Annotated in this window: 14 protein-coding genes and 1 pseudogene; 9 read left to right on the top strand and 6 right to left on the bottom strand. The window is 54.2% G+C overall.

Annotated elements, in window-relative coordinates:
- The first annotated feature begins 303 nt into the window (after positions 1-303).
- Together sspA and sspB are read left to right on the top strand one after the other, a co-directional pair.
- Positions 304-942: a stringent starvation protein SspA gene (sspA, locus tag FOB24_RS22550; RefSeq protein ID WP_003025132.1), complete on the top strand. Its 639-nt coding sequence runs from the start codon at positions 304-306 to the stop codon at positions 940-942.
- Between the two features lie 5 nt (positions 943-947).
- Positions 948-1,451 carry a ClpXP protease specificity-enhancing factor gene (gene sspB, locus FOB24_RS22545; RefSeq protein ID WP_038634317.1) on the top strand — a complete coding sequence of 168 codons (504 nt, stop codon included), beginning with the start codon at positions 948-950 and terminating at the stop codon, positions 1,449-1,451.
- Positions 1,452-1,506: 55 nt separating this feature from the next.
- Here the strand turns inward: sspB and dcuC are convergent, their stop codons facing one another.
- A complete protein-coding gene (gene dcuC, locus FOB24_RS22540) occupies positions 1,507-2,874 on the bottom strand; it encodes an anaerobic C4-dicarboxylate transporter DcuC (RefSeq protein WP_085048632.1) in 1,368 nt (455 codons plus the stop codon).
- A 353-nt stretch (positions 2,875-3,227) separates the two neighbouring features.
- On the opposite strand from dcuC, the gene nanR reads away from it, so the two are divergent.
- The 5 genes from nanR to nanQ all read left to right on the top strand — a co-directional run bounded on the left by nanR (position 3,228) and on the right by nanQ (position 8,218).
- Positions 3,228-4,019, top strand: coding sequence for a transcriptional regulator NanR (gene nanR / locus FOB24_RS22535; RefSeq protein ID WP_038634311.1), 792 nt, complete (start codon positions 3,228-3,230; stop codon positions 4,017-4,019).
- A gap of 259 nt (positions 4,020-4,278) precedes the next feature.
- Positions 4,279-5,172: an N-acetylneuraminate lyase gene (nanA, locus tag FOB24_RS22530; RefSeq protein ID WP_085048633.1), complete on the top strand. Its 894-nt coding sequence runs from the start codon at positions 4,279-4,281 to the stop codon at positions 5,170-5,172.
- A 109-nt stretch (positions 5,173-5,281) separates the two neighbouring features.
- Positions 5,282-6,772, top strand: coding sequence for a sialic acid transporter NanT (gene nanT / locus FOB24_RS22525; RefSeq protein ID WP_038634306.1), 1,491 nt, complete (start codon positions 5,282-5,284; stop codon positions 6,770-6,772).
- Between the two features lie 106 nt (positions 6,773-6,878).
- A complete protein-coding gene (gene nanK, locus FOB24_RS22520; RefSeq protein ID WP_087856902.1) occupies positions 6,879-7,748 on the top strand; it encodes an N-acetylmannosamine kinase in 870 nt (289 codons plus the stop codon).
- Positions 7,749-7,750: 2 nt separating this feature from the next.
- The gene (gene nanQ / locus FOB24_RS22515; RefSeq protein ID WP_038642896.1) at positions 7,751-8,218 is read left to right on the top strand and encodes an N-acetylneuraminate anomerase; all 468 of its coding nucleotides are present in this window, start codon (positions 7,751-7,753) and stop codon (positions 8,216-8,218) included.
- A 60-nt stretch (positions 8,219-8,278) separates the two neighbouring features.
- On the opposite strand, the gene FOB24_RS22510 is transcribed toward nanQ, so the two are convergent.
- The 5 genes and pseudogenes from FOB24_RS22510 to gltB all read right to left on the bottom strand — a co-directional run bounded on the left by FOB24_RS22510 (position 8,279) and on the right by gltB (position 16,976).
- Positions 8,279-9,559, bottom strand: coding sequence for a cytosine deaminase (locus FOB24_RS22510; protein ID WP_085048635.1), 1,281 nt, complete (start codon positions 9,557-9,559; stop codon positions 8,279-8,281).
- Positions 9,546-10,799, bottom strand: coding sequence for a cytosine permease (codB, locus tag FOB24_RS22505; RefSeq protein WP_150345487.1), 1,254 nt, complete (start codon positions 10,797-10,799; stop codon positions 9,546-9,548). The genes FOB24_RS22510 and codB overlap by 14 nt, the downstream gene beginning before the upstream one ends.
- Positions 10,800-10,915: 116 nt before the next feature.
- A pseudogene (locus FOB24_RS24500) lies at positions 10,916-11,002 on the bottom strand (hypothetical protein); the annotation flags it as partial.
- Between the two features lie 82 nt (positions 11,003-11,084).
- Positions 11,085-12,503 (bottom strand): glutamate synthase small subunit, encoded by a 1,419-nt coding sequence (locus tag FOB24_RS22500; protein WP_038634296.1) that lies wholly within the window; start codon positions 12,501-12,503, stop codon positions 11,085-11,087.
- Between the two features lie 12 nt (positions 12,504-12,515).
- Positions 12,516-16,976 (bottom strand): glutamate synthase large subunit, encoded by a 4,461-nt coding sequence (gene gltB, locus FOB24_RS22495; RefSeq protein ID WP_137347345.1) that lies wholly within the window; start codon positions 16,974-16,976, stop codon positions 12,516-12,518.
- A gap of 683 nt (positions 16,977-17,659) precedes the next feature.
- On the opposite strand from gltB, the gene FOB24_RS22490 reads away from it, so the two are divergent.
- Together FOB24_RS22490 and arcB are read left to right on the top strand one after the other, a co-directional pair.
- Complete coding sequence (locus tag FOB24_RS22490; protein WP_110496730.1) at positions 17,660-18,589, top strand: TIGR01212 family radical SAM protein; 930 nt, start codon at positions 17,660-17,662, stop codon at positions 18,587-18,589.
- 207 nt (positions 18,590-18,796) lie between these two features.
- Positions 18,797-21,133 carry an aerobic respiration two-component sensor histidine kinase ArcB gene (gene arcB, locus FOB24_RS22485; protein ID WP_069324404.1) on the top strand — a complete coding sequence of 779 codons (2,337 nt, stop codon included), beginning with the start codon at positions 18,797-18,799 and terminating at the stop codon, positions 21,131-21,133.
- The last annotated feature ends 4 nt before the right edge of the window (positions 21,134-21,137 follow it).

Genomic DNA, 21,137 nt, shown 5'->3' with positions numbered 1-21,137 from the left:
TGGCAGACAACAATTTGCGAAAAAACCCGCTTCGGCGGGTTTTTTTATCACTATTTCTCTCCCTTGAACCACGGTAATCCGCTGATTGCCACCTCTTTTTTCCCATTTCAAGAATCGACTCACCACAAAGGTCACAAAATCTGGTAAACTATCATCCAATTTTCTGCCCAAATGTCAGGTATTGCTCATTTTTTGTTTGTATTTTAAACAGTAATGGCTTTCCTGAGTCTGGGTGACATCACTTCTGGCTGGTCACTGAGTGGCTGGTAGCAGTAAAAATTCTGAATATACCTGGAGGTTTTCATGGCTGTCGCTGCCAACAAACGTTCGGTAATGACGCTGTTTTCTGGTCCTACTGACATCTATAGCCATCAGGTCCGCATCGTGCTGGCTGAAAAAGGTGTTAGTTTCGAGATTGAGCACGTGGAGAAGGACAATCCACCTCAGGATCTGATCGACCTCAACCCGAATCAGAGCGTACCGACACTGGTGGATCGTGAGCTGACCCTGTGGGAATCTCGCATCATTATGGAATACCTGGATGAGCGCTTCCCGCATCCGCCGCTGATGCCGGTTTACCCGGTTGCGCGTGGTGAAAGCCGCCTGTACATGCAGCGTATCGAAAAAGACTGGTACACGCTGATGAACGTCATCGTGAACGGTTCCGCTTCTGAAGCCGAGGTCGCGCGTAAGCGCCTGCGCGAAGAGCTACTGGCAATTGCGCCAGTATTCGGTCAGAAACCTTACTTCCTGAGCGATGAGTTCAGCCTGGTAGACTGCTACCTGGCGCCGCTGCTGTGGCGTTTACCGCAGTTGGGTATTGAATTCAACGGTGCCGGTTCGAAAGAACTGAAAGGTTATATGACTCGCGTCTTTGAACGTGATTCTTTCCTGGCTTCTCTGACTGAGCCTGAACGTGAAATGCGTCTGGGCCGGGGTTAACCTGTATGGATTTGCCACAGCTAACACCACGCCGTCCGTATCTGCTGCGCGCATTCTATGAGTGGTTGTTAGACAACCAGCTCACGCCGCATCTGGTGGTGGATGTGACGCTCCAGGACGTGCAGGTTCCGATGGAATACGCACGTGACGGGCAAATAGTTCTGAATATTGCACCGCGCGCGGTGGGGAACCTGGAACTGGCAAACGACGAAGTACGCTTTAACGCGCGCTTCGGTGGTGTGCCGCGTCAGGTTTCCGTCCCGCTGGCTGCGGTTCTGGCTATTTATGCTCGTGAAAACGGCGCCGGTACGATGTTTGAACCGGAAGCCGCCTACGACGAAGATGTCGCCAGCTTAAATGATGACGACAACGAAGCGTCTGGTTTTGAGAGTGAAACGGTTATGTCGGTTATTGATGGCGATAAGCCTGACAACAGCGACGACAACGATCCGGATGACACTCCGCCGCCGCCTCGCGGCGGGCGCCCAGCGCTACGCGTAGTGAAGTAAATAGTGAAATAAAAAACAGGCCCTTTCGGGCCTGTTCTGTTTTCTGGCTCCGCAATCAATAAAACAGCGCGATGGTGACTATCATATTCACCACAAATCCTACTGCCATCGGAATAGCGGTGCGCTTTACCACCTCAAAGGGCGACACGCCGGCAATCCCTGAAGTTACGACAATCACCGCGGTAATGGGTGATACCGCGCGGGCCAGCGTAGTGGCAAAATGCATCGGCATAATCATCACCACTGCCGGAATATGCAGCCCGGCGGCAATATCCGGGATCAGGCTGGCAAAAGACATAAACGGTGCGTTGCCTGATCCCATGACGATCGCGCAGGCGGCGATGACCACGGCCATGATGATCATCACGCCGATGCCGCCAAGGCCGGAGTGTTCCGCGCCTTTAATCACGGCGTCCACTGTGCCGATAGTCGTCAACCCTTTGGCAAAGATCTCACCGGCGACCACCAGTGTGACAACGTTGGCAAACTGCGTCCCCATGCCGTCAAAAAAAGCCTGCACATCATCCATTGTTTCGCGCAGATTATGTTTATGCAGGAATTCGACAAACATGGTCAGCGTCATGCTCATGAGCATCACCACCACCAGATTCAGCTCTGCCTGCATTAATCCCATATGTGCCAGCAACAGTGAACCCAGCATCAGGATCAGCGGCATCACCGGTAAAATGGCGTAATACAGCGGGGGCACATCTTCCAGCGTCTTTTGCTCAGCGAACCCGTTGTTTTCCGGTAACGTTTTTTTATCGAATCGGCGCTGTACGAAAAAATGCGCAATGGCGACAGCGACAATAACGCATGAGGCGACGGGGAGCTGATAATGGAAGAAGTAGGTGGCGATTTTCATGCCCGCGACCTGCGCGGCAAAAATAGAGTTGGTTTCCAGAATGCCCCATTCAATCGACATCGAGGTAGCAATGACCGCAACCGCGGATAATCGACTCACGCCAAGACTGACCAGCGTTGGGAAAAGCGTCACCATCAGCAGCATGCCTAACCCGGAAGCGCTGGTAATGAACTGCGCCATGATCTGACCAATCACATAGGTGGCGGCCAGCACGACATAGGGGGAACGGATTAGCTTCAGCGGTCGGCTTAACAGGCTAACCATCGCTCTGCTGGCCCCCATCCTGTCCATATAACGGGCATAACCGCCCACCGCCATGATGGATAACCCCAGCCCTGCCGCCCGATTTGAGAGCATACGCAGAATTTCGTTGTAAATATCGACCAGGAGATAGCCGCTACTTTTATCGTCAGCGACCAGCGCGCCGTAACCCAGCCAGACGCCGCAGATCATCAGGAAGATCCCGGCTGCGGCCAGCACGACCTGGGGTTTGTAGTTTTTGAGGATCAAGTAACCCATCGTTAATAAAACGATGACAGAGATAATAATGCCGAACATTGTTTCACTCCATGCCAGGGAAGATGATAAATCCGGTAATAATGCTGTTGTCAAAATGGATGTTATATTTTTCTGGGCACTTTTTATGGAGTGGGTATCTTATTTTTAATGCAATGGTTAATTTATTTTTTGTTATAAAATAGTGGGTTATGATAAATTATCACGTTCATATTCATAAATTTCACGAAGCTGATATGGTCTTGTTTAATTAAAGATAATCAGCATGTTTAAGCGAAATATAATATTAAATATATTATTCATAAGCCAGACTGTCTGGATGACCATCATTTCACCCTGCTTTCGATCCTGTGTTAGGATAAACCCGCTGTTGTTTGTCACCACGACTTAGCTGAATGGACCCTATGAACGCATTTGATTCGCAAGCTGAAGACTCTCCATCCACCATTGGCCGTAGCTTACGCAATCGCCCGCTGGCGCGTAAAAAACTGTCTGAGATGGTTGAAGAAGAACTGGAGCAGATGATCCGTCGTCGGGAATTTGGCGAGGGGGAACAACTGCCGTCTGAGCGGGAGCTGATGGCCTTCTTTAACGTGGGCCGTCCTTCTGTACGAGAAGCGCTGGCAGCGTTAAAACGCAAAGGCCTGGTACAAATCAACAACGGCGAGCGCGCCCGCGTTTCGCGTCCTTCGGCTGATACCATTATCAGCGAGCTCTCCGGTATGGCCAAAGATTTCCTCGCGCATCCCGGCGGCATAGCCCACTTCGAGCAGTTGCGACTGTTCTTTGAATCCAGCCTGGTACGATATGCCGCAGAACATGCTACTGACGAGCAAATCGACAGACTGGCGAAAGCACTGGAGATCAACAGCCAGTCGCTGGATGACAATACGCTGTTCATTCGCTCGGACGTTGATTTTCACCGCGTGCTGGCGGAGATTCCGGGCAATCCCATCTTTATGGCTATCCATGTTGCGCTGTTAGACTGGCTGATTGCTGCCCGCCCAACCGTTGCCGATCAAGAGTTGTATGAGCACAACAACGTGAGTTATCAGCAGCATATCGCCATTGTCGACGCAATTCGCCAGCGCGATCCTGAAGAAGCTGACCGCGCACTGCAAGAACACCTCAACAGCGTTTCCGCAACCTGGCACGCCTTCAGCAAAAATAAAAAATTGCGTAAGTGATCGCGATCCTGACGATCGTTTAAACTCAAAATCATTCAAGTTGCATCAAGGCGGCAAGAGAGCGAGTCCCCTGGAGCATAGATAACTATGTGACCGGGGGGAGCGAACGCAGCCAACGCAGAGGCGGCTCGAAGGATGAAGAGTTTAGTGAAGCAGATCGCACTATAAGCGTTCTGTATTGTATTGCTGCTTATTTGATCTGGTATAACAGGTATAAAGGTATGCAGTCAGATAACACTAATCATCGACAGAGGTAGTTATGGCAAGAGATCTAAAAGGCGTAATGCCAGCGTTGTTAACCCCATTCGATAACCAACAGCGGCTGGATGTTGAGAGCCTGCGCCGGCTGGTGCGTTTCAACATTGGCCAGGGTATTGATGGGCTCTATGTCGGTGGCTCTACGGGCGAGGCCTTTGTCCAACATCGCGTTGAAAGAGAGCAGGTGCTGGAAATTGTTGCCGAAGAAGCGAAAGGCAAGGTGACGCTTATCGCCCACGTTGGCACGGTGAGCACCGAAGAGAGCCAGCAGCTGGCGAGCGCCGCGTATCGCTACGGCTTTGATGCGGTTTCAGCCGTCACGCCGTTTTACTATCCGTTCAGCTTCGAAGAGCACTGCGATCATTACCGCGCAATTATTGATTCAGCGAATGGATTGCCGATGGTGGTCTATAACATCCCGGCGCTGAGCGGCGTAAAACTGACGCTGGATCAGATCAACACGCTGGTGACGCTACCTGGCGTTGGCGCGCTGAAGCAAACTTCCGGCGATCTCTATCAGATGGAACAGATCCGCCGCGCTCATCCCGATCTGGTGCTTTATAACGGTTATGACGAGATTTTCGCTTCTGGTTTGCTGGCGGGCGCAGATGGCGGTATCGGTAGCACTTACAACATCATGGGATGGCGTTATCAGGGAATTGTGAAAGCGCTCAAAGAAGGCGATATCCGGACGGCACAAAAGCTGCAAACTGAATGCAATAAGGTTATCGATCTGCTCATTAAGGTTGGCGTGTTCCGTGGCCTGAAAACGGTACTGCACTATATGGACGTAGTTTCTGTTCCGCTGTGTCGTAAGCCGTTTGCCCCGGTAGATGAACGCTATCTGCCGGAACTGAAAGCGCTGGCTAACCAACTGCTGGCGGAAAAGGCGTAATCGCGGGTCGCCGGGGGCGCTTCGCTCGCCCGGCCTGGATTTTCGACCGTAGGCCGGATAAGGCAAAGCCGCTATCCGGCACAACAACAAAAATCGTCGGGAGAGTAAAATGAGTACTTCTACCCAGAGCATCCCGTGGTATCGCCATCTCAATCGGGCGCAATGGCGGGCATTTTCCGCCGCCTGGCTGGGATATTTACTTGATGGTTTTGATTTTGTGTTAATCGCCCTTGTGCTGACGGAAGTACAAGGCGAATTCGGTCTGACGACGGTGCAGGCTGCCAGTTTGATCTCAGCCGCCTTTATCTCCCGCTGGTTTGGCGGGTTAATGTTGGGAGCCATGGGCGACCGTTACGGACGCCGCCTGGCGATGGTTACCAGCATCATACTGTTCTCTGTAGGGACGCTGGCTTGCGGCTTCGCGCCGGGTTACACCACCATGTTTATCGCCCGCCTGGTTATTGGGATGGGGATGGCCGGCGAGTATGGCTCCAGCGCCACCTATGTCATTGAAAGCTGGCCTAAACACCTGCGTAACAAAGCCAGTGGTTTCCTGATCTCCGGTTTCTCCGTTGGTGCCGTGGTCGCCGCCCAGGTTTACAGCCTGGTGGTCCCGGTCTGGGGATGGCGCGCGCTGTTTTTTATCGGCATTCTGCCGATTATCTTCGCCCTCTGGCTGCGTAAAAATATTCCGGAAGCGGAAGACTGGAAAGAGAAACACGAAGGCAAAGCGCCGGTGCGGACGATGGTGGACATTCTCTACCGGGGCGAACATCGGGTTATCAATATTCTGATGACTCTCGCCGCCGCAACCGCGTTGTGGTTCTGCTTTGCGGGCAATCTGCAAAATGCGGCTATCGTGGCGATTCTCGGACTGATATGCGCATTTATCTTCATTAGCTTTATGGTGCAAAGCAGCGGTAAGCGTTGGCCCACGGGCGTCATGCTGATGGTCGTCGTGCTGTTCGCTTTCCTTTACTCGTGGCCGATTCAGGCGCTGCTGCCCACGTATCTGAAAACCGAACTCATGTATGACCCCTCAACGGTTGCCAGAGTGCTCTTCTTTAGCGGCTTTGGCGCGGCGGTCGGTTGCTGCGTCGGTGGGTTTCTTGGCGACTGGCTGGGTACCCGTAAAGCCTATGTCTGCAGTCTTTTGGCCTCGCAGTTGCTGATTATTCCGGTGTTTGCGATCGGTGGTTCTAACGTCTGGGTACTCGGTTTGCTGCTGTTTTTCCAGCAAATGCTCGGTCAGGGGATCTCCGGGATCTTACCGAAATTAATCGGCGGCTATTTCGATACCGACCAGCGTGCTGCGGGTCTGGGCTTCACCTACAACGTTGGGGCGCTGGGCGGGGCACTGGCGCCGATCATCGGCGCGTTGATTGCACAACGTCTGGATCTGGGTACTGCGCTGGGATCGCTCTCCTTCGGCCTGACATTTGTGGTGATCCTGCTGATTGGTCTCGATATGCCGTCCCGCGTACAGCGCTGGCTGCGCCCTGAGGCGTTACGCACGCATGATGCCATCGATGGTCGGCCATTTAGCGGGGCCGTGCCGTTCGGCGGTGACAAAAGCACCATGGTGAAATCCAAAAGTTAATCGGGTTGCCCGGCGCTAAACCGGGCAACTAGCGAAAGGGAAGAACGATGTCGTTATTTGAGCTGTGGGATAAAAAGCTTATCACCGCGATGCAGAAGGCTGCGTCATGACTACGCTGGCGATTGATATTGGCGGCACCAAACTGGCTGCCGCGCTGGTGGACAGCAGTCTGCAAATCCGCGAACGGCGTGAATTGCCAACGCCTGCCAGCAAAACGCCGGATGCGCTGCGCGCCGCGTTACAGGCACTGATTGCGCCACTACAAGAGCAGGCGAAGCGGGTGGCGATCGCCTCGACGGGGATTATCCGTGAGGGTTCTCTGCTGGCGCTGAATCCGCATAACCTCGGCGGGTTGCTGCATTTTCCGCTGCGGCAAACGCTAAAAGATCTCACCGGTTTGCCGACGCTGGCGGTCAATGATGCGCAGGCCGCGGCGTGGGCTGAGTATCATGCGCTTGGCGGCGAGTATCGCGATATGGTGTTTATTACTGTTTCCACCGGCGTGGGCGGCGGGGTAGTGAGTGCTGGGAAACTGCTGACCGGAGTCGGCGGTCTGGCCGGGCATCTGGGACATACGCTGGCCGATCCGCATGGACCCGTGTGTGGCTGCGGGCGTGTGGGCTGCGTTGAAGCGATCGCATCTGGTCGTGGGATCGCGGCGGCTGCTGAAGGCGCGCTTGCCGGATGCGACGCCAAAACTATTTTTAGCCGTGCCGGGCAGGGTGATGAGCAGGCAAGCCAGTTGATCCATCGCTCAGCGCGAACATTGGCAAGGCTTGTCGCTGATGTGAAGGCCATGACCGATTGCCAGTGCATGGTCATTGGCGGCAGCGTTGGGCTGGCTGAAGGGTATCTGGCGCTGGTGGAACATTATCTGGCACAAGAGCCAGCGGCCTATCACGTGGAATTACTGGCAGCGCATTACCGTCATGACGCTGGATTATTGGGGGCTGCGCTGTTGGCCCGGGGAGAATAATGATGATGACCGATGAGCTGCGTTCACTGCCTTCTTCCGGATTACATCCGGTATTGCAGGAAGCGCTAACGCTGGCCGTTGCGGCAAGGCCGCAGGAGAAAGTACCAGGATGCTATGAGCTGCAGGGCGATAATATTTTTATGAACGTCATGCAGTTCGTCACGCAGAGCCCAGAGCAAAAGAAAGCGGAGCTGCATCAGCAGTACATTGATATTCAGGTGCTGTTGTCCGGTGAAGAACGCATTCTGTTCGGGATGACCGATTCTGCTCGCCAGTGCGAAGAGATACATGCTGAGGACGATTATCAACTGTGCAATCACATTGCCGATGAGCAGGCGCTCACCTTAAAGCCGGGAAGATTCGCAATTTTTATGCCGGGTGAACCGCATAAACCGGGTTGTGCAGTGGGGGACCCAGGGGAAATCAAAAAAGTCGTGATTAAGGTGCGCGCCAGCTTGTTACACGCCTGACGATGAGAGAGACGGTGTCGGATGACAAGGTTGGCGCCATCCGACACGGGATATAACAATTTAGCGCTTAAACGTCACCGCTTCCGGCTGCGTCAAGTGCAGCGTGGTTTGGCTGGGGACTGTCTCGGCTATGACTCGCCCATGACGAATAGAATATCGCGCAGACGTCTGGCGACGAACCGCGTCAAATCCATTTTCAGCCGGTAAAATCACCAGATTCGCGGTGTTCCCCACGCTCAGGCCATAGTCCTGCAGGTGCAGGGTTTTCGCGCTGTGGGTAGTGATCAGATTCAGTCCATCATTTATCTGTCCGTATCCCATTAGCTGGCACACGTGTAACCCCATATGCAGCACCTGTAACATATTTGCCGTGCCTAATGGATACCACGGATCGAAGACGTCATCATGACCGAAGCAGACGTTGATCTCCGATTCCAGCATCTCTTTGACGCGCGTGACGCCGCGGCGTTTAGGATAAGTGTCAAAGCGTCCTTGCAGGTGAATATTCACCAGTGGATTGGCGACAAAGTTAATGCCGGACATTTTCAACAGGCGGAAAAGACGGGAAGCATATGCGCCGTTATAGGAGTGCATTGCCGTGGTATGACTGGCAGTCACGCGCTCGCCCATATTGTAGCGATGCGCCAGCGCCGCGACGGTTTCAACAAAGCGTGATTGCTCATCGTCAATTTCGTCGCAGTGCACATCGATAAGTCGGTCGTATTTTTGCGCCAGGGCGAAGATTTTGTGCAGCGACTCCACGCCATATTCACGCGTAAATTCAAAGTGGGGAATCGCGCCGATGACATCGGCCCCCAAACGCACGGCTTCCTCTAACAGCGCTTCACCGTTGGGATAAGACAGAATACCTTCTTGCGGGAATGCGACAATTTGCAGCTCTACCCACGGCGCGACCTCTTGCTTCACTTCCAGCATGGCTTTCAAAGCCGTTAGCGTAGGATCGGAAACGTCAACGTGGGTACGGACATACTGGATGCCATTAGCCATCTGCCATTTCAGGGTTTGCATCGCGCGCGCTTTTACGTCTTCGTGAGTCAGCATTGCCTTACGCTCGGCCCAGCGTTCAATACCCTCAAACAACGTACCAGACTGGTTCCAGCTCGGCTCACCCGCGGTTTGCGTGGTATCCAGATGGATATGTGGCTCAACGAACGGTGGGATTGCCAGACCACCCTCGGCATCAAGTACTTCGCCCTGCGGCAATGGAGCTGCGTCCTGAGGCTCAATCCGGCTGAAGCGCCCGTTTTCAATCGTGAGCTGCCATAATCCTTCGCGTCCCTGTAAACGCGCCTGACGGATGGTGATGTTATTGTTCTGCATGGCTGACCTCTGGTGATTTAGCAAGGCTGCGATTGAAAAGTGGATTCAGCAGGATATAGCTGAATACGCCGCCGAGTACGGCGTTGACTGGCACAATACCGGGAATATAGTGACCGGCGGCGATGCCCAGCGCAACGGACAAAATAGCTATCCAGTTGACGGTCATAAATCGTGCTTTGCTGAAATCGGCATATCGGCGATGGTTCAGCAGATAGTCGGCGATAATCACCCCGCCAATCGGCGGAATCGCTGCCGACAGAAATGTTAGCCAGCCAACAAAGTTATTGTAAAGCCACAGCGCGCACAGTGTGCCGATAATGCCGTTAGCCACCGACAGCGTACGGCTGGAAAGGCCGGTAATATTGGCAAATCCCAGACCCGATGCGTACAGCGCATTGTCATTAGTGGTCCAGATATTCAGGCCGAGCACCACAATTGCTGGCAGCAGCAGGCCCTGGGCTATCATCACGTCAGAAATATCTGCTTGTCCGACTGCAGCAGCGCCCGCCGCACCGAAGATAAACATCAACGAGTTGCCAAGGAAAAAAGCGACCATGGCAATCAGCACCGCGCCTTTGGCATTGCGGCCAAAGCGAACGAAGTCAGCAGTTAACGTCCCGGCGCTGACAAACGAGCCTACCACCAGCGCCAGAGCGGTGGAGAAATTAAGCGGCGTTTGCGGCGCAATCGCTTTTAAATGGTCTAAACCGCCGACATCGCTCACCGCAAGCCAGACGGAGTAGCTGCCAAGAATGACGATGGCGGGCACGGCGATGATAGATAAAATGGTCAGTGCCGAGATGCCAAAAAAGATAGTCATCGTCATCAGCAGGCCGGAAACCGCAATCAGGATATTGACGTCAATCCCCGTCGCTTTGCCAACCGGGATGGCAAACATGGCCACACCCACGCCAAACCAGCCTACCTGGGTGCCGCCTAATAGCAGTGAAGGAAGCCAGGAACCCTTCACGCCAAATGAGTAACGAGCAAGGAGGGGGGTGGAGAGTCCGGTTTTTGCGCCGATGAAACCGAGAAATGCAGTGTAAATACCGAGGAGAAGATTACCGAAGAGAACTGCGAGGAAAAAATCATTATAAGAAAGACCGGTACCGAGTGTGCCACCGGTCCACATACTGGCGGAAAAAAATGTGAGCCCCAACATAACAAACGTTAGTGGTATCACGCCTTTTCGCGCCGCCAGAGGGACGGGGCCCTGGCTATAATTGTTGTCCTGCGACACAACGCCTCCATGAATTTTGCCCAAAAAATCCGCCGCATAATATACAGTTCTCAGAATAAAGCAAACGTTTTCGTGTGATGTTTTCTTGATGATTATTCATGGGGTTAATGGTTTCGCTAATTTTTCTCCGTCGTCAGTGAACCACCGTGTGTGAGTTGAGTTTCGAGCATGGTTTGCGAACGAATGAGTTCGTCTGTGAGTAATACCAGTAAGCTGACCATGTAAGCGGAAAAATATTAGCTCCCCATCCATCAGCGTCAGGCTGTGGCAGGGGAGCCCGAAGAGTTACACTTCCAGATAATTCAGAATCCCGTCAGCCGCTTTACGACCTTCGGCAATCGCGGTGACCACCAGATCAGAACCGCGCACGATATCGCCACCGGCGAAGATTTTCGGGTTGCTGGTCTGAAAGGCGATGTCACTGCGCTCAGGGGCGATAATCCGGCCCTGAGAATCCAGTTCGACGCTGTGTTTTGCCAGCCATTCCATACTGTGCGGACGGAAACCAAACGCCAGTACCACCGCATCCGCCGGTACAACGTGCTCGGAACCGGCGACGATCTCCGCGCGGCGACGACCCTTCGCATCCGGTTCGCCCATTTCGGTACGTGCCATTTTCACGCCGCATACTTTACCGTTGGCATTCACTTCCACGCCTAACGGCTGGACGTTGAACTGGAATTCCACGCCTTCTTCACGCGCGTTTTTCACTTCGCGCTTGGAACCTGGCATGTTCTCTTCGTCGCGGCGATAGGCGCAGATTACGTGTGCTGCGTTCTGGCGAACCGAGGTGCGCACGCAGTCCATTGCCGTATCGCCACCGCCGAGAACGACGACGCGTTTGCCTTCCATGCTGATGTACGGCTCGTCGCTGCTTTCGCCAAAGCCCATCAACTGTTTGGTATTAGCGATCAGGAATGGCAGGGCGTCGAATACGCCGGAAGCGTCTTCGTTCTCCAGTCCGCCGCGCATCGACTGATAGGTACCTACGCCAAGGAATACCGCGTCGTAATCCTTCAGCAGGTCGTCGAGCTGGACGTCACGGCCCACTTCCACGTTGAGTTTGAACTCAATACCCATGCCGGTGAAGATTTCACGGCGGCGGGTCATGACCTCTTTCTCCAGCTTGAAAGCCGGAATGCCGAAGGTCAGCAGACCACCGATCTCCGGATGACGATCAAACACCACTGCCTTCACGCCGTTGCGGGTTAGCACATCAGCGCAGGCCAGGCCCGCCGGCCCCGCACCGATAATCGCCACGCGTTTGTCCGTCTGGCGCACACCGGTCATATCCGGGCGCCAGCCCATTTCGAACGCTTTATCGTTGATATAGCGCTCGATGTTACCGATGGTCACCGCGCCGAACTCGTCATTCAGGGTACAGGATCCTTCACACAGACGATCCTGCGGGCAGACGCGGCCGCAAACTTCCGGCAGGGTGTTGGTCTGGTGTGACAGCTCAGCCGCTTCAAAAATACGCCCCTCGTTGGCCAGCTTCAGCCAGTTTGGGATGTAGTTATGCACCGGGCATTTCCACTCGCAGTACGGGTTGCCGCAGGACAGGCAGCGATCCGCCTGCGCTTTCGCCTGGCCTTCAGAAAAAGGCTCGTAGATCTCGATAAACTCGATCTTACGGATCTTCAGCGGTTTCTTAGGCGGATCAACGCGCTGCAGGTCGATAAATTGGTATACGTTCTGACTCATTGCTGCTACCCCTTACTGCGCCTGCACACGCAGCTCTGCTGCGCTACGACTACGGTGACCCAACAGTGCTTTCACATCACTGGATTTTGGTTTTACCAGCGCGAATTTCGCTGAGAATGCTGGCCAGTTAGCCAGGATCTCTTCGCCGCGTGAAGAGCCGGTATGTTGTACGTGCTCGGTAATCAGACCGCGCAGGTGTTCCTCGTGAATGGCCAGAGAATCAACGTCCAGCACTTCCACCAGTTCCGGGTTCACGCGCTTGCGGAAATCGCCATCTTCATCCAGTACGTAGGCGAATCCGCCCGTCATACCTGCCCCGAAGTTAACGCCCGTTTTGCCGAGAATACAGACGATGCCGCCGGTCATGTATTCGCAGCCGTTGTCGCCGATACCTTCCACCACGGTGATTGCGCCGGAGTTACGCACCGCAAAGCGCTCGCCCGCACGACCTGCCGCAAACAGACGACCGCCGGTGGCGCCGTACAGGCAGGTATTACCGATGATGCTCGCTTTATGACTGAGGAATGCGGAACCTATTGGCGGACGAATCGCGATAAGGCCGCCCGCCATACCTTTGCCGACATAGTCGTTGGCATCGCCGGTCAGATACAGCTCCACGCCGCCCGCGTTCCACACGCCAAAGCTCTGGCCTGCAGTACCGTTGAAGTGCGCTTTAATCGGGTCAGATGCCAGGCCCTGATCGCCGTGGGTTTGGGCAATATAGCCAGACAGCGACGCGCCGACGGAACGGTCGGTGTTGCGGATATCGAACCAGAAGGTTTTGCTCTGGCGCTCGTCGACATACGGTTTTGCCTGTTGCAGTAGCTGTGCGTTCAGCACGCCGTTATCAAACGGCGGGTTGTTCTCGGTGCAGAACAACGCCTTACCAGGATGCGGCTCGGCGGTTTCCAGCAGACGCGACAGCTCCAGCTTCTGCTGTTTGGCGGTAAACCCTTCCAGTTCTTTGAGCAGGTCGGTACGACCAATCAGATCCACCAGACGTTTCACGCCCAGCTCGGCCATCAGCTCGCGCACTTCGCGGGCGATAAATTCAAAGTAGTTGGTCACTTTGAACGGCAGACCGTGATAGTGGTTCTTACGCAGTTTGTCGTCCTGAGTTGCCACGCCGGTTGCGCAGTTATTCAGATGGCAAATACGCAGGTATTTACAGCCCAGCGCGACCATTGGGCCGGTGCCGAAACCAAAGCTTTCCGCGCCAAGAATCGCCGCTTTAATGATATCCACGCCGGTTTTCAGGCCGCCATCGACCTGCAGACGAATCTTATGACGCAGACCGTTGGCGACCAACGCCTGCTGGGTTTCCACCAGACCCAGCTCCCATGGGCAGCCCGCATATTTCACAGAGGAGAGCGGGCTTGCGCCGGTGCCGCCGTCGTAGCCGGCGATGGTGATCAGATCCGCATAGGCTTTTGCCACGCCGGTAGCGATGGTGCCGACACCCGGTTCGGACACCAGCTTCACCGAGATCATCGCTTTCGGGTTAACCTGTTTAAGGTCGAAAATCAGCTGCGCTAAGTCCTCGATAGAGTAGATATCGTGGTGCGGCGGCGGGGAGATCAGCGTCACCCCCGGCACCGAATAGCGCAGTTTGGCGATGTACGGGGTAACTTTATCACCCGGTAACTGACCGCCTTCGCCCGGCTTCGCGCCCTGAGCGACTTTAATCTGAATGACGTCGGCGTTGACCAGGTACGCCGGGGTTACGCCAAAGCGACCGGAAGCCACCTGCTTAATACGCGATACCTTGTTGGTGCCATAACGCGCAGGATCTTCGCCGCCTTCGCCGGAGTTAGAGTTACCGCCGATGCTGTTCATCGCTTCCGCCAGCGCCTCATGTGCTTCCGGGCTTAATGCGCCGATAGACATGGCTGCGGTATCAAAGCGTTTAAATAATTCGCTCGCGGGCTCTACCTCGTCAATGCTCACGGCTTCATCGCCAGGCGTAATCGCCAGCAGATCGCGCAGCGTGGCCGCCGGACGCTCATTGACCAGCTTGGCATATTCCTGATAGTCGCTGTATTCGCCGCTTTGTACAGCCTGTTGCAGCGTGCGTACCACGTCCGGGTTGTAAGCGTGGTATTCGCCGCCGTGGACGTACTTCAGCAAACCGCCCTGGCTAATCGGTTTCCGAGCCAGCCAGGCATGTTTCGAGAGGTTTAGCAGATCCTGCTGGAAGTCGGTAAAAGCTGCGCCGCTGATGCGGCTGACTACGCCCTGGAAGCACAGCGCCACGACATCATCGTGCAGACCAACGGCTTCAAACAGCTTCGAGCAGCGGTAAGAGGCGATGGTTGAGATGCCCATTTTGGACATGATCTTGTACAGACCTTTGTTGATGCCGTTACGGTAGTTCAGCATCACGGTCCGGTAATCTTTGGCAATCGCCTGAGTGTCGATCAGACGCCCCAGCGTTTCATAGGCCAGATACGGATAAATGGCCGTCGCACCGAAGCCGAGCAGCACCGCGAAGTGGTGCGGGTCACGCGCGCTCGCCGTTTCAACGATGATGTTGGCGTCGCAACGCAGGCTTTGTTCTACCAGACGCGTTTGCACTGCGCCCACGGCCATCGGTGCCGGAACCGGCAAGCGGTTTTTCGCGATGTTACGGTCAGAGAGCACCAGCAGTACCGTGCCGTTACGTACCATCTGTTCCGCCTTATCGCACAAGGCTTTGACGGTCTCTTCAAGCGTGGTTTCGGTCACATCAAAGGTGATATCCAGCCGGTCAGCGCGATAATGCTCCTCTTTCATGGTGGTGAGCTGGGTGAAATCGGAGTACAGCAGGATCGGCGATTTAAAGCTCAGACGGTGTGCCTGACCTTCGGCTTCGCAGAAGACGTTCATTTCGCGACCGATGCTGGTGGCCAGTGACATAACGTGCGCTTCACGCAGCGGGTCGATCGGCGGGTTAGTCACCTGCGCGAACTGCTGGCGGAAGTAGTCATAAATGATGCGCGGCTGGCTGGACAGCACGGCAAACGGGGTATCGTCACCCATTGAGCCGACCGCTTCCTGGCCGTTTTCACCGAGCACGCGAATGACGGAATCCAGCTCTTCGGCGCTGTAGTTAAACTGTTTCTGGTAGCTGGCGAGGGTATCATCGTCCAGCTCGCGGCTGCCGACCTGATCGTCAGCCAGCTCTTCGAACGGCACCAGGCGACGAACGTTTTTCTCCATCCACTCTTTGTAGGGGTGGCGGCTTTTCAGGTCATTATCGGTTTCCGCTGAGTGCAGAATGCGGCCGCTGCGGGTGTCGATAACCATCAGCTCGCCAGGGCCGACGCGGCCTTTTTCCACCACTTCATCCGGCTGATAATCCCAGATCCCGACTTCAGAGGCGCAGGTAATCAGCTTGTCTTTGGTGATGACGTAGCGCGCCGGGCGCAGGCCGTTACGATCGAGGTTACAGGCGGCAAAGCGACCATCGGACATGACGATGCCCGCCGGGCCGTCCCACGGTTCCATGTGCATAGAGTTGAAGTCAAAGAACGCGCGTAGCTCCGGATCCATATCCGGGTTGTTCTGCCAGGCCGGCGGCACCAGTAAGCGCATGGCGCGGATGATGTCCATCCCGCCCGCCAGCAGCAGCTCCAGCATGTTATCCATGGAGCTGGAGTCAGATCCTGTTTCGTTGACGAACGGCGCCGCGTCATGCAGGTCAGGGATCAGTGGCGTCTGGAATTTATAGGTACGGGCGCGCGCCCACTGGCGGTTACCTGTGATGGTGTTGATTTCGCCATTGTGCGCCAGGTAGCGGAACGGCTGCGCCAGCGGCCAGCGCGGCACGGTGTTGGTGGAGAAGCGCTGGTGGAACAGGCAGATGGCCGATTCCAGACGCAGGTCCGCGAGGTCCAGGTAAAAGCGCGGCAGATCCGCCGGCATACACAGACCTTTATAAATGTTCACCAGATTCGACAGGCTACAGACGTAGAAGTCTTTATCTTGCAGGAGGCGTTTTTCAATACGACGGCGGGCGATGAACAGGCGGCGTTCCATATCACGTGGGCGCCAACCCGCAGGGGCGTTAACGAAAATTTGCTCAATACGAGGCAGGGAGGATAGAGCGATTTCACCGAGAACACCTTCGTTGGTCGGCACGTCGCGCCAGCCGACAATCGACAGGGTCTCCTGCTGTAATTCTTCTTCGACTATGCGACGAGAGGCTGCCGCCAGTTCAGCGTCTTTATTTAAAAAGATCATGCCGACGGCGTAATTTTTGGCTAAACGCCAGCCGCGCTCTTGCGCCACGATGCGGAAAAAGCGATCCGGTTTTTGTAACAGCAGACCGCAACCATCGCCGGTTTTTCCATCGGCAAGAATTGCGCCACGGTGCTGCATGCGGGCCAGTGCGTGTATGGCGGTACGCACTACCTTGTGGCTAGGTTCGCCTTCTATGTGGGCGATCAGGCCGAAACCACAGTTATCCCTCTCAAGAGATTTATCGTACAACATATGAGTGAACCTCCCCAGGCTCTGCGGGATTCCCATCTGAACCGTTGCGCACGGGCACACCAAGAGCATGGCGACGGGGTTTGCGTGCATACGCTTACCTCGCATTCGCCCTCTTTATCCTTTTCGCACAGGTCAAACAAGTTTGAGGACTTGCTTCAGAGGGAATCTCAATTACTGCATAAATATGATGAGCAGGCTGCTCATCCAGAAAGCTTCCAGCGGATTTCCACGTTATCGGGAATCCACACACAGGTCAAATGGCAATCTTATTTATGCAAAAATGTGCTATAGGGCAATTAACTTTATGAAATTGCTGAAATAAAAGGGTTTTTTACATAGGTTTAACGTAGGAGGAACGGTCAGGGAAGTGTGATCTGTCTCACTGTCAGAACGGCTGTATATCCCTCGTCCTGCCTTTGTTTATCAAGATGTTTGGCATTTTATGCTGGTTTTTAAAGTTTTGGCGTCTTAAAGATACTGTTTTTATGCAAAGAGTATAAGAAGATAAAAAAAAGAGTCGAATATAAGGAAAAGTAATTACATTTTTAGTGAATGAAATTTCGATTATTTTGATTTGTTATGCAATGAATAAAGGCTCGCCAGGGCGATTGATCCAGGTCATCGCCGACTGGGGCAAAAAATGGCAGGCTTTGGCCTCTTTTCAAGGCGCGGTCTACCAGATTATGCAGTTACAGAAATTAGTCAATATGTTTGGTGGGGATCTTTCTCGCCGTTATGGACAAAAGGTTCATAAACTCACGCTGCACGGCGGCTTTAGCTGCCCAAATCGCGATGGCACCATCGGGCGCGGCGGATGTACTTTCTGTAATGTCGCCTCGTTTGCCGATGAAGCGCAGCAGCACCATTCCATTGCCGAGCAGCTTGAACATCAGGCGCACCTGGTCAATCGTGCGAAACGCTATCTGGCCTATTTCCAGGCCTACACCAGCACCTTTGCTGAAGTACAGGTGCTGCGTTCGATGTATCAACAGGCGGTCAGCCAGGCCAGTATCGTCGGGTTGTGCGTTGGGACGCGCCCCGACTGTGTGCCGGAAGCGGTGCTTGATCTGCTTTGCGAGTATAAAGACCTGGGCTATGAAGTGTGGTTGGAGCTCGGCCTGCAAACCGCGCATGACAAAACCTTGCACCGAATTAACCGCGGCCATGATTTCGCCTGCTACCAAAACACCACGCGGCTGGCGCGCGAGCGCGGGCTGAAAGTGTGCTCGCATCTGATCGTCGGTCTGCCGGGAGAAGGGCAGGCAGAATGTCTGCAAACCATGGAACGTGTGGTGGAGACGGGCGTTGACGGTATTAAGCTGCATCCGCTGCATATTGTGAAAGGCAGTACGATGGCGAAAGCCTGGGAAGCCGGGCGGCTGAACGGGATTGAACTGGACGACTACACGATTACCGCAGGGGAGATGATCCGCCATACGCCGCCGGAGGTGATTTATCATCGTATTTCCGCCAGCGCGCGTCGCCCAACGCTGTTGGCGCCGCTATGGTGTGAAAATCGCTGGACGGGGATGGTCGAACTGGATAAGTACCTTAACGAGCACGGCGTGCAAGGCTCGGCGCTGGGTACGCCGTGGGTACAACTGGGGAGCTAGTATGTAGGCCTGATAAGGCAAAGCCGCCATCAGGCAATCTGCGCCTGCTTGCCTGATGGCGCTTCGCTTATCAGGCCTACGATGAACTTATCCGGCCTACCGCCTACCCGGTCATTTCACCGATAACCGCCGCATTTCTTGCACAATCTTCAACGTCACGCTGAGAATTGAGTATTATTGTGCCAAGTTGTCGTGAAGGAACCCTCTATGAAGCAAATTCGTATGCTGGCGCAATATTATGTCGACCTGATGATGAAGTTAGGTCTGGTGCGCTTTTCGCTGCTATTAGCGCTGGCTTTGGTCGTGTTGGCAATTGTGGTGCAAATGGCTGTCACCATGGTGCTGCATGGCCAGGTAGAAAGCATTGATGTCATCCGCTCTATCTTTTTTGGTCTGTTAATTACCCCCTGGGCCGTCTATTTTTTGTCAGTGGTGGTGGAGCAACTGGAGGAATCCCGGCAGCGTCTGTCACGGCTGGTGCAAAAGCTGGAAGAGATGCGCGAGCGCGATCTCAAGCTCAATGTGCAGTTGAAAGATAATATCGCCCAGCTCAATCAGGAAATTGTTGAGCGCGAAAAAGCTGAAGCGGAGCGTCAGGAAACGTTTGAGCAACTGAAGGTCGAAATCAAAGAGCGCGAAGAAGCGCAGATTCAGCTTGAGCAACAGTCTTCATTTTTACGCTCTTTCCTTGATGCCTCGCCGGACCTGGTCTTTTATCGTAATGAAGATAAAGAATTTTCCGGCTGTAACCGCGCCATGGAGTTGCTGACCGGCAAGAGCGAAAAGCAACTGGTGAATTTGAAACCGGCTGACGTTTACTCCCCTGAGGCGGCTGAAAAAGTTATTGAGACCGACGAGAAGGTGTTTCGTCATAACGTCTCGCTCACCTATGAACAGTGGCTGGACTATCCGGATGGACGCAAAGCCTGCTTTGAAATTCGTAAAGTGCCTTACTACGACCGCGTCGGTAAACGACATGGCCTGATGGGCTTTGGTCGCGATATTACCGAACGTAAGCGTTATCAGGACGCGCTTGAACGCGCCAGCCGCGATAAGACCACGTTTATTTCCACCATCAGTCACGAGCTGCGTACGCCGCTGAACGGTATTGTTGGCTTAAGCCGGATCCTGCTGGATACGGATTTGACCGCCGAGCAGGAAAAATACCTGAAAACTATCCACGTCTCAGCCGTGACGCTGGGCAATATTTTCAACGATATTATCGATATGGATAAGATGGAGCGGCGTAAAGTCCAGCTCGATAACCAGCCGATCGATTTCACCAGCTTTATGGCGGATCTGGAAAACCTCTCTGGCCTGCAGGCGCAGCAAAAAGGGCTGCGTTTTGTGCTTGAGCCAACGCTACCGTTGCCGCATAAAGTGATTACCGACGGCACGCGTTTGCGCCAGATTCTGTGGAATCTGATCAGCAACGCCGTGAAGTTTACCCAGCAGGGGCAGGTGACCGTGCGGGCGCGCTATGACCAGGGGAATATGCTGCATTTCGAGGTAGAAGATTCCGGGATCGGCATTCCGCAGGATGAACAGGATAAAATCTTCGCCATGTATTATCAGGTGAAGGACAGTAACGGCGGCAAACCGGCAACAGGAACCGGGATTGGTCTGGCCGTATCAAAGCGTCTGGCGAAAAATATGGGCGGCGATATTACGGTCTCCAGCCAGGCTGGTAAAGGCTCTGTCTTTACGCTGACTGTGCATGCGCCTGCGGTAGCGGAAGAGATTGAAGACGCTTTTGAAGACGATGACATGCCGCTGCCCGCCCTGAATGTCCTGCTGGTGGAAGACATTGAACTGAACGTCATTGTCGCGCGCTCAGTGCTGGAAAAACTGGGTAATAGCGTGGATGTCGCCATGACCGGGAAAGCCGCGCTGGAAATGTTCACGCCGGGTGAATATGACCTGGTATTGCTGGATATTCAGCTACCGGATATGACCGGGCTGGATATCTCCCGCGAGCTTACGCAAAAATACGCGCGTGAAGATCTGCCGCCGCTGGTGGCCCTTACCGCCAACGTTCTGAAAGATAAAAAAGAGTATCTGGATGCGGGAATGGACGACGTGCTGAGTAAGCCGCTGTCAGTCCCGGCTTTAACCGCCATGATCAAAAAATACTGGGATACCCGAAACAAAGAGGAGAGCACTGTGACATCTGAAGAGAGCAGTAAATCGCAAGCGCTGTTAGATATTCCTATGTTGGAACAATACCTCGAGCTGGTGGGACCGAAGTTAATTACCGACGGGCTGGCGGTGTTTGAGAAGATGATGCCGGGATATTTGAGCGTGCTGGAATCCAATCTGACTGCACGTGATAAAAAAGGCGTGGTTGAGGAAGGTCATAAAATTAAAGGTGCGGCAGGTTCGGTGGGGCTGCGCCATCTGCAACAGTTAGGTCAGCAAATCCAGTCGCCAGATCTTCCAGCCTGGGAAGATAACGTTGCTGAATGGATTGAAGAGATGAAGCAGGAGTGGCAGCACGACGTGGCGGTACTAAAAGCCTGGGTGGCGAGTGTGGAAAAAAAATGACCCC

Origin of the sequence: Citrobacter werkmanii, from assembly GCF_008693645.1 — a bacterium.
GTDB classification, from domain to species: domain Bacteria; phylum Pseudomonadota; class Gammaproteobacteria; order Enterobacterales; family Enterobacteriaceae; genus Citrobacter; species Citrobacter werkmanii.
Note: the sequence above shows the minus strand (reverse complement) of the source record. Positions and strands in the feature narration are given on the sequence as shown.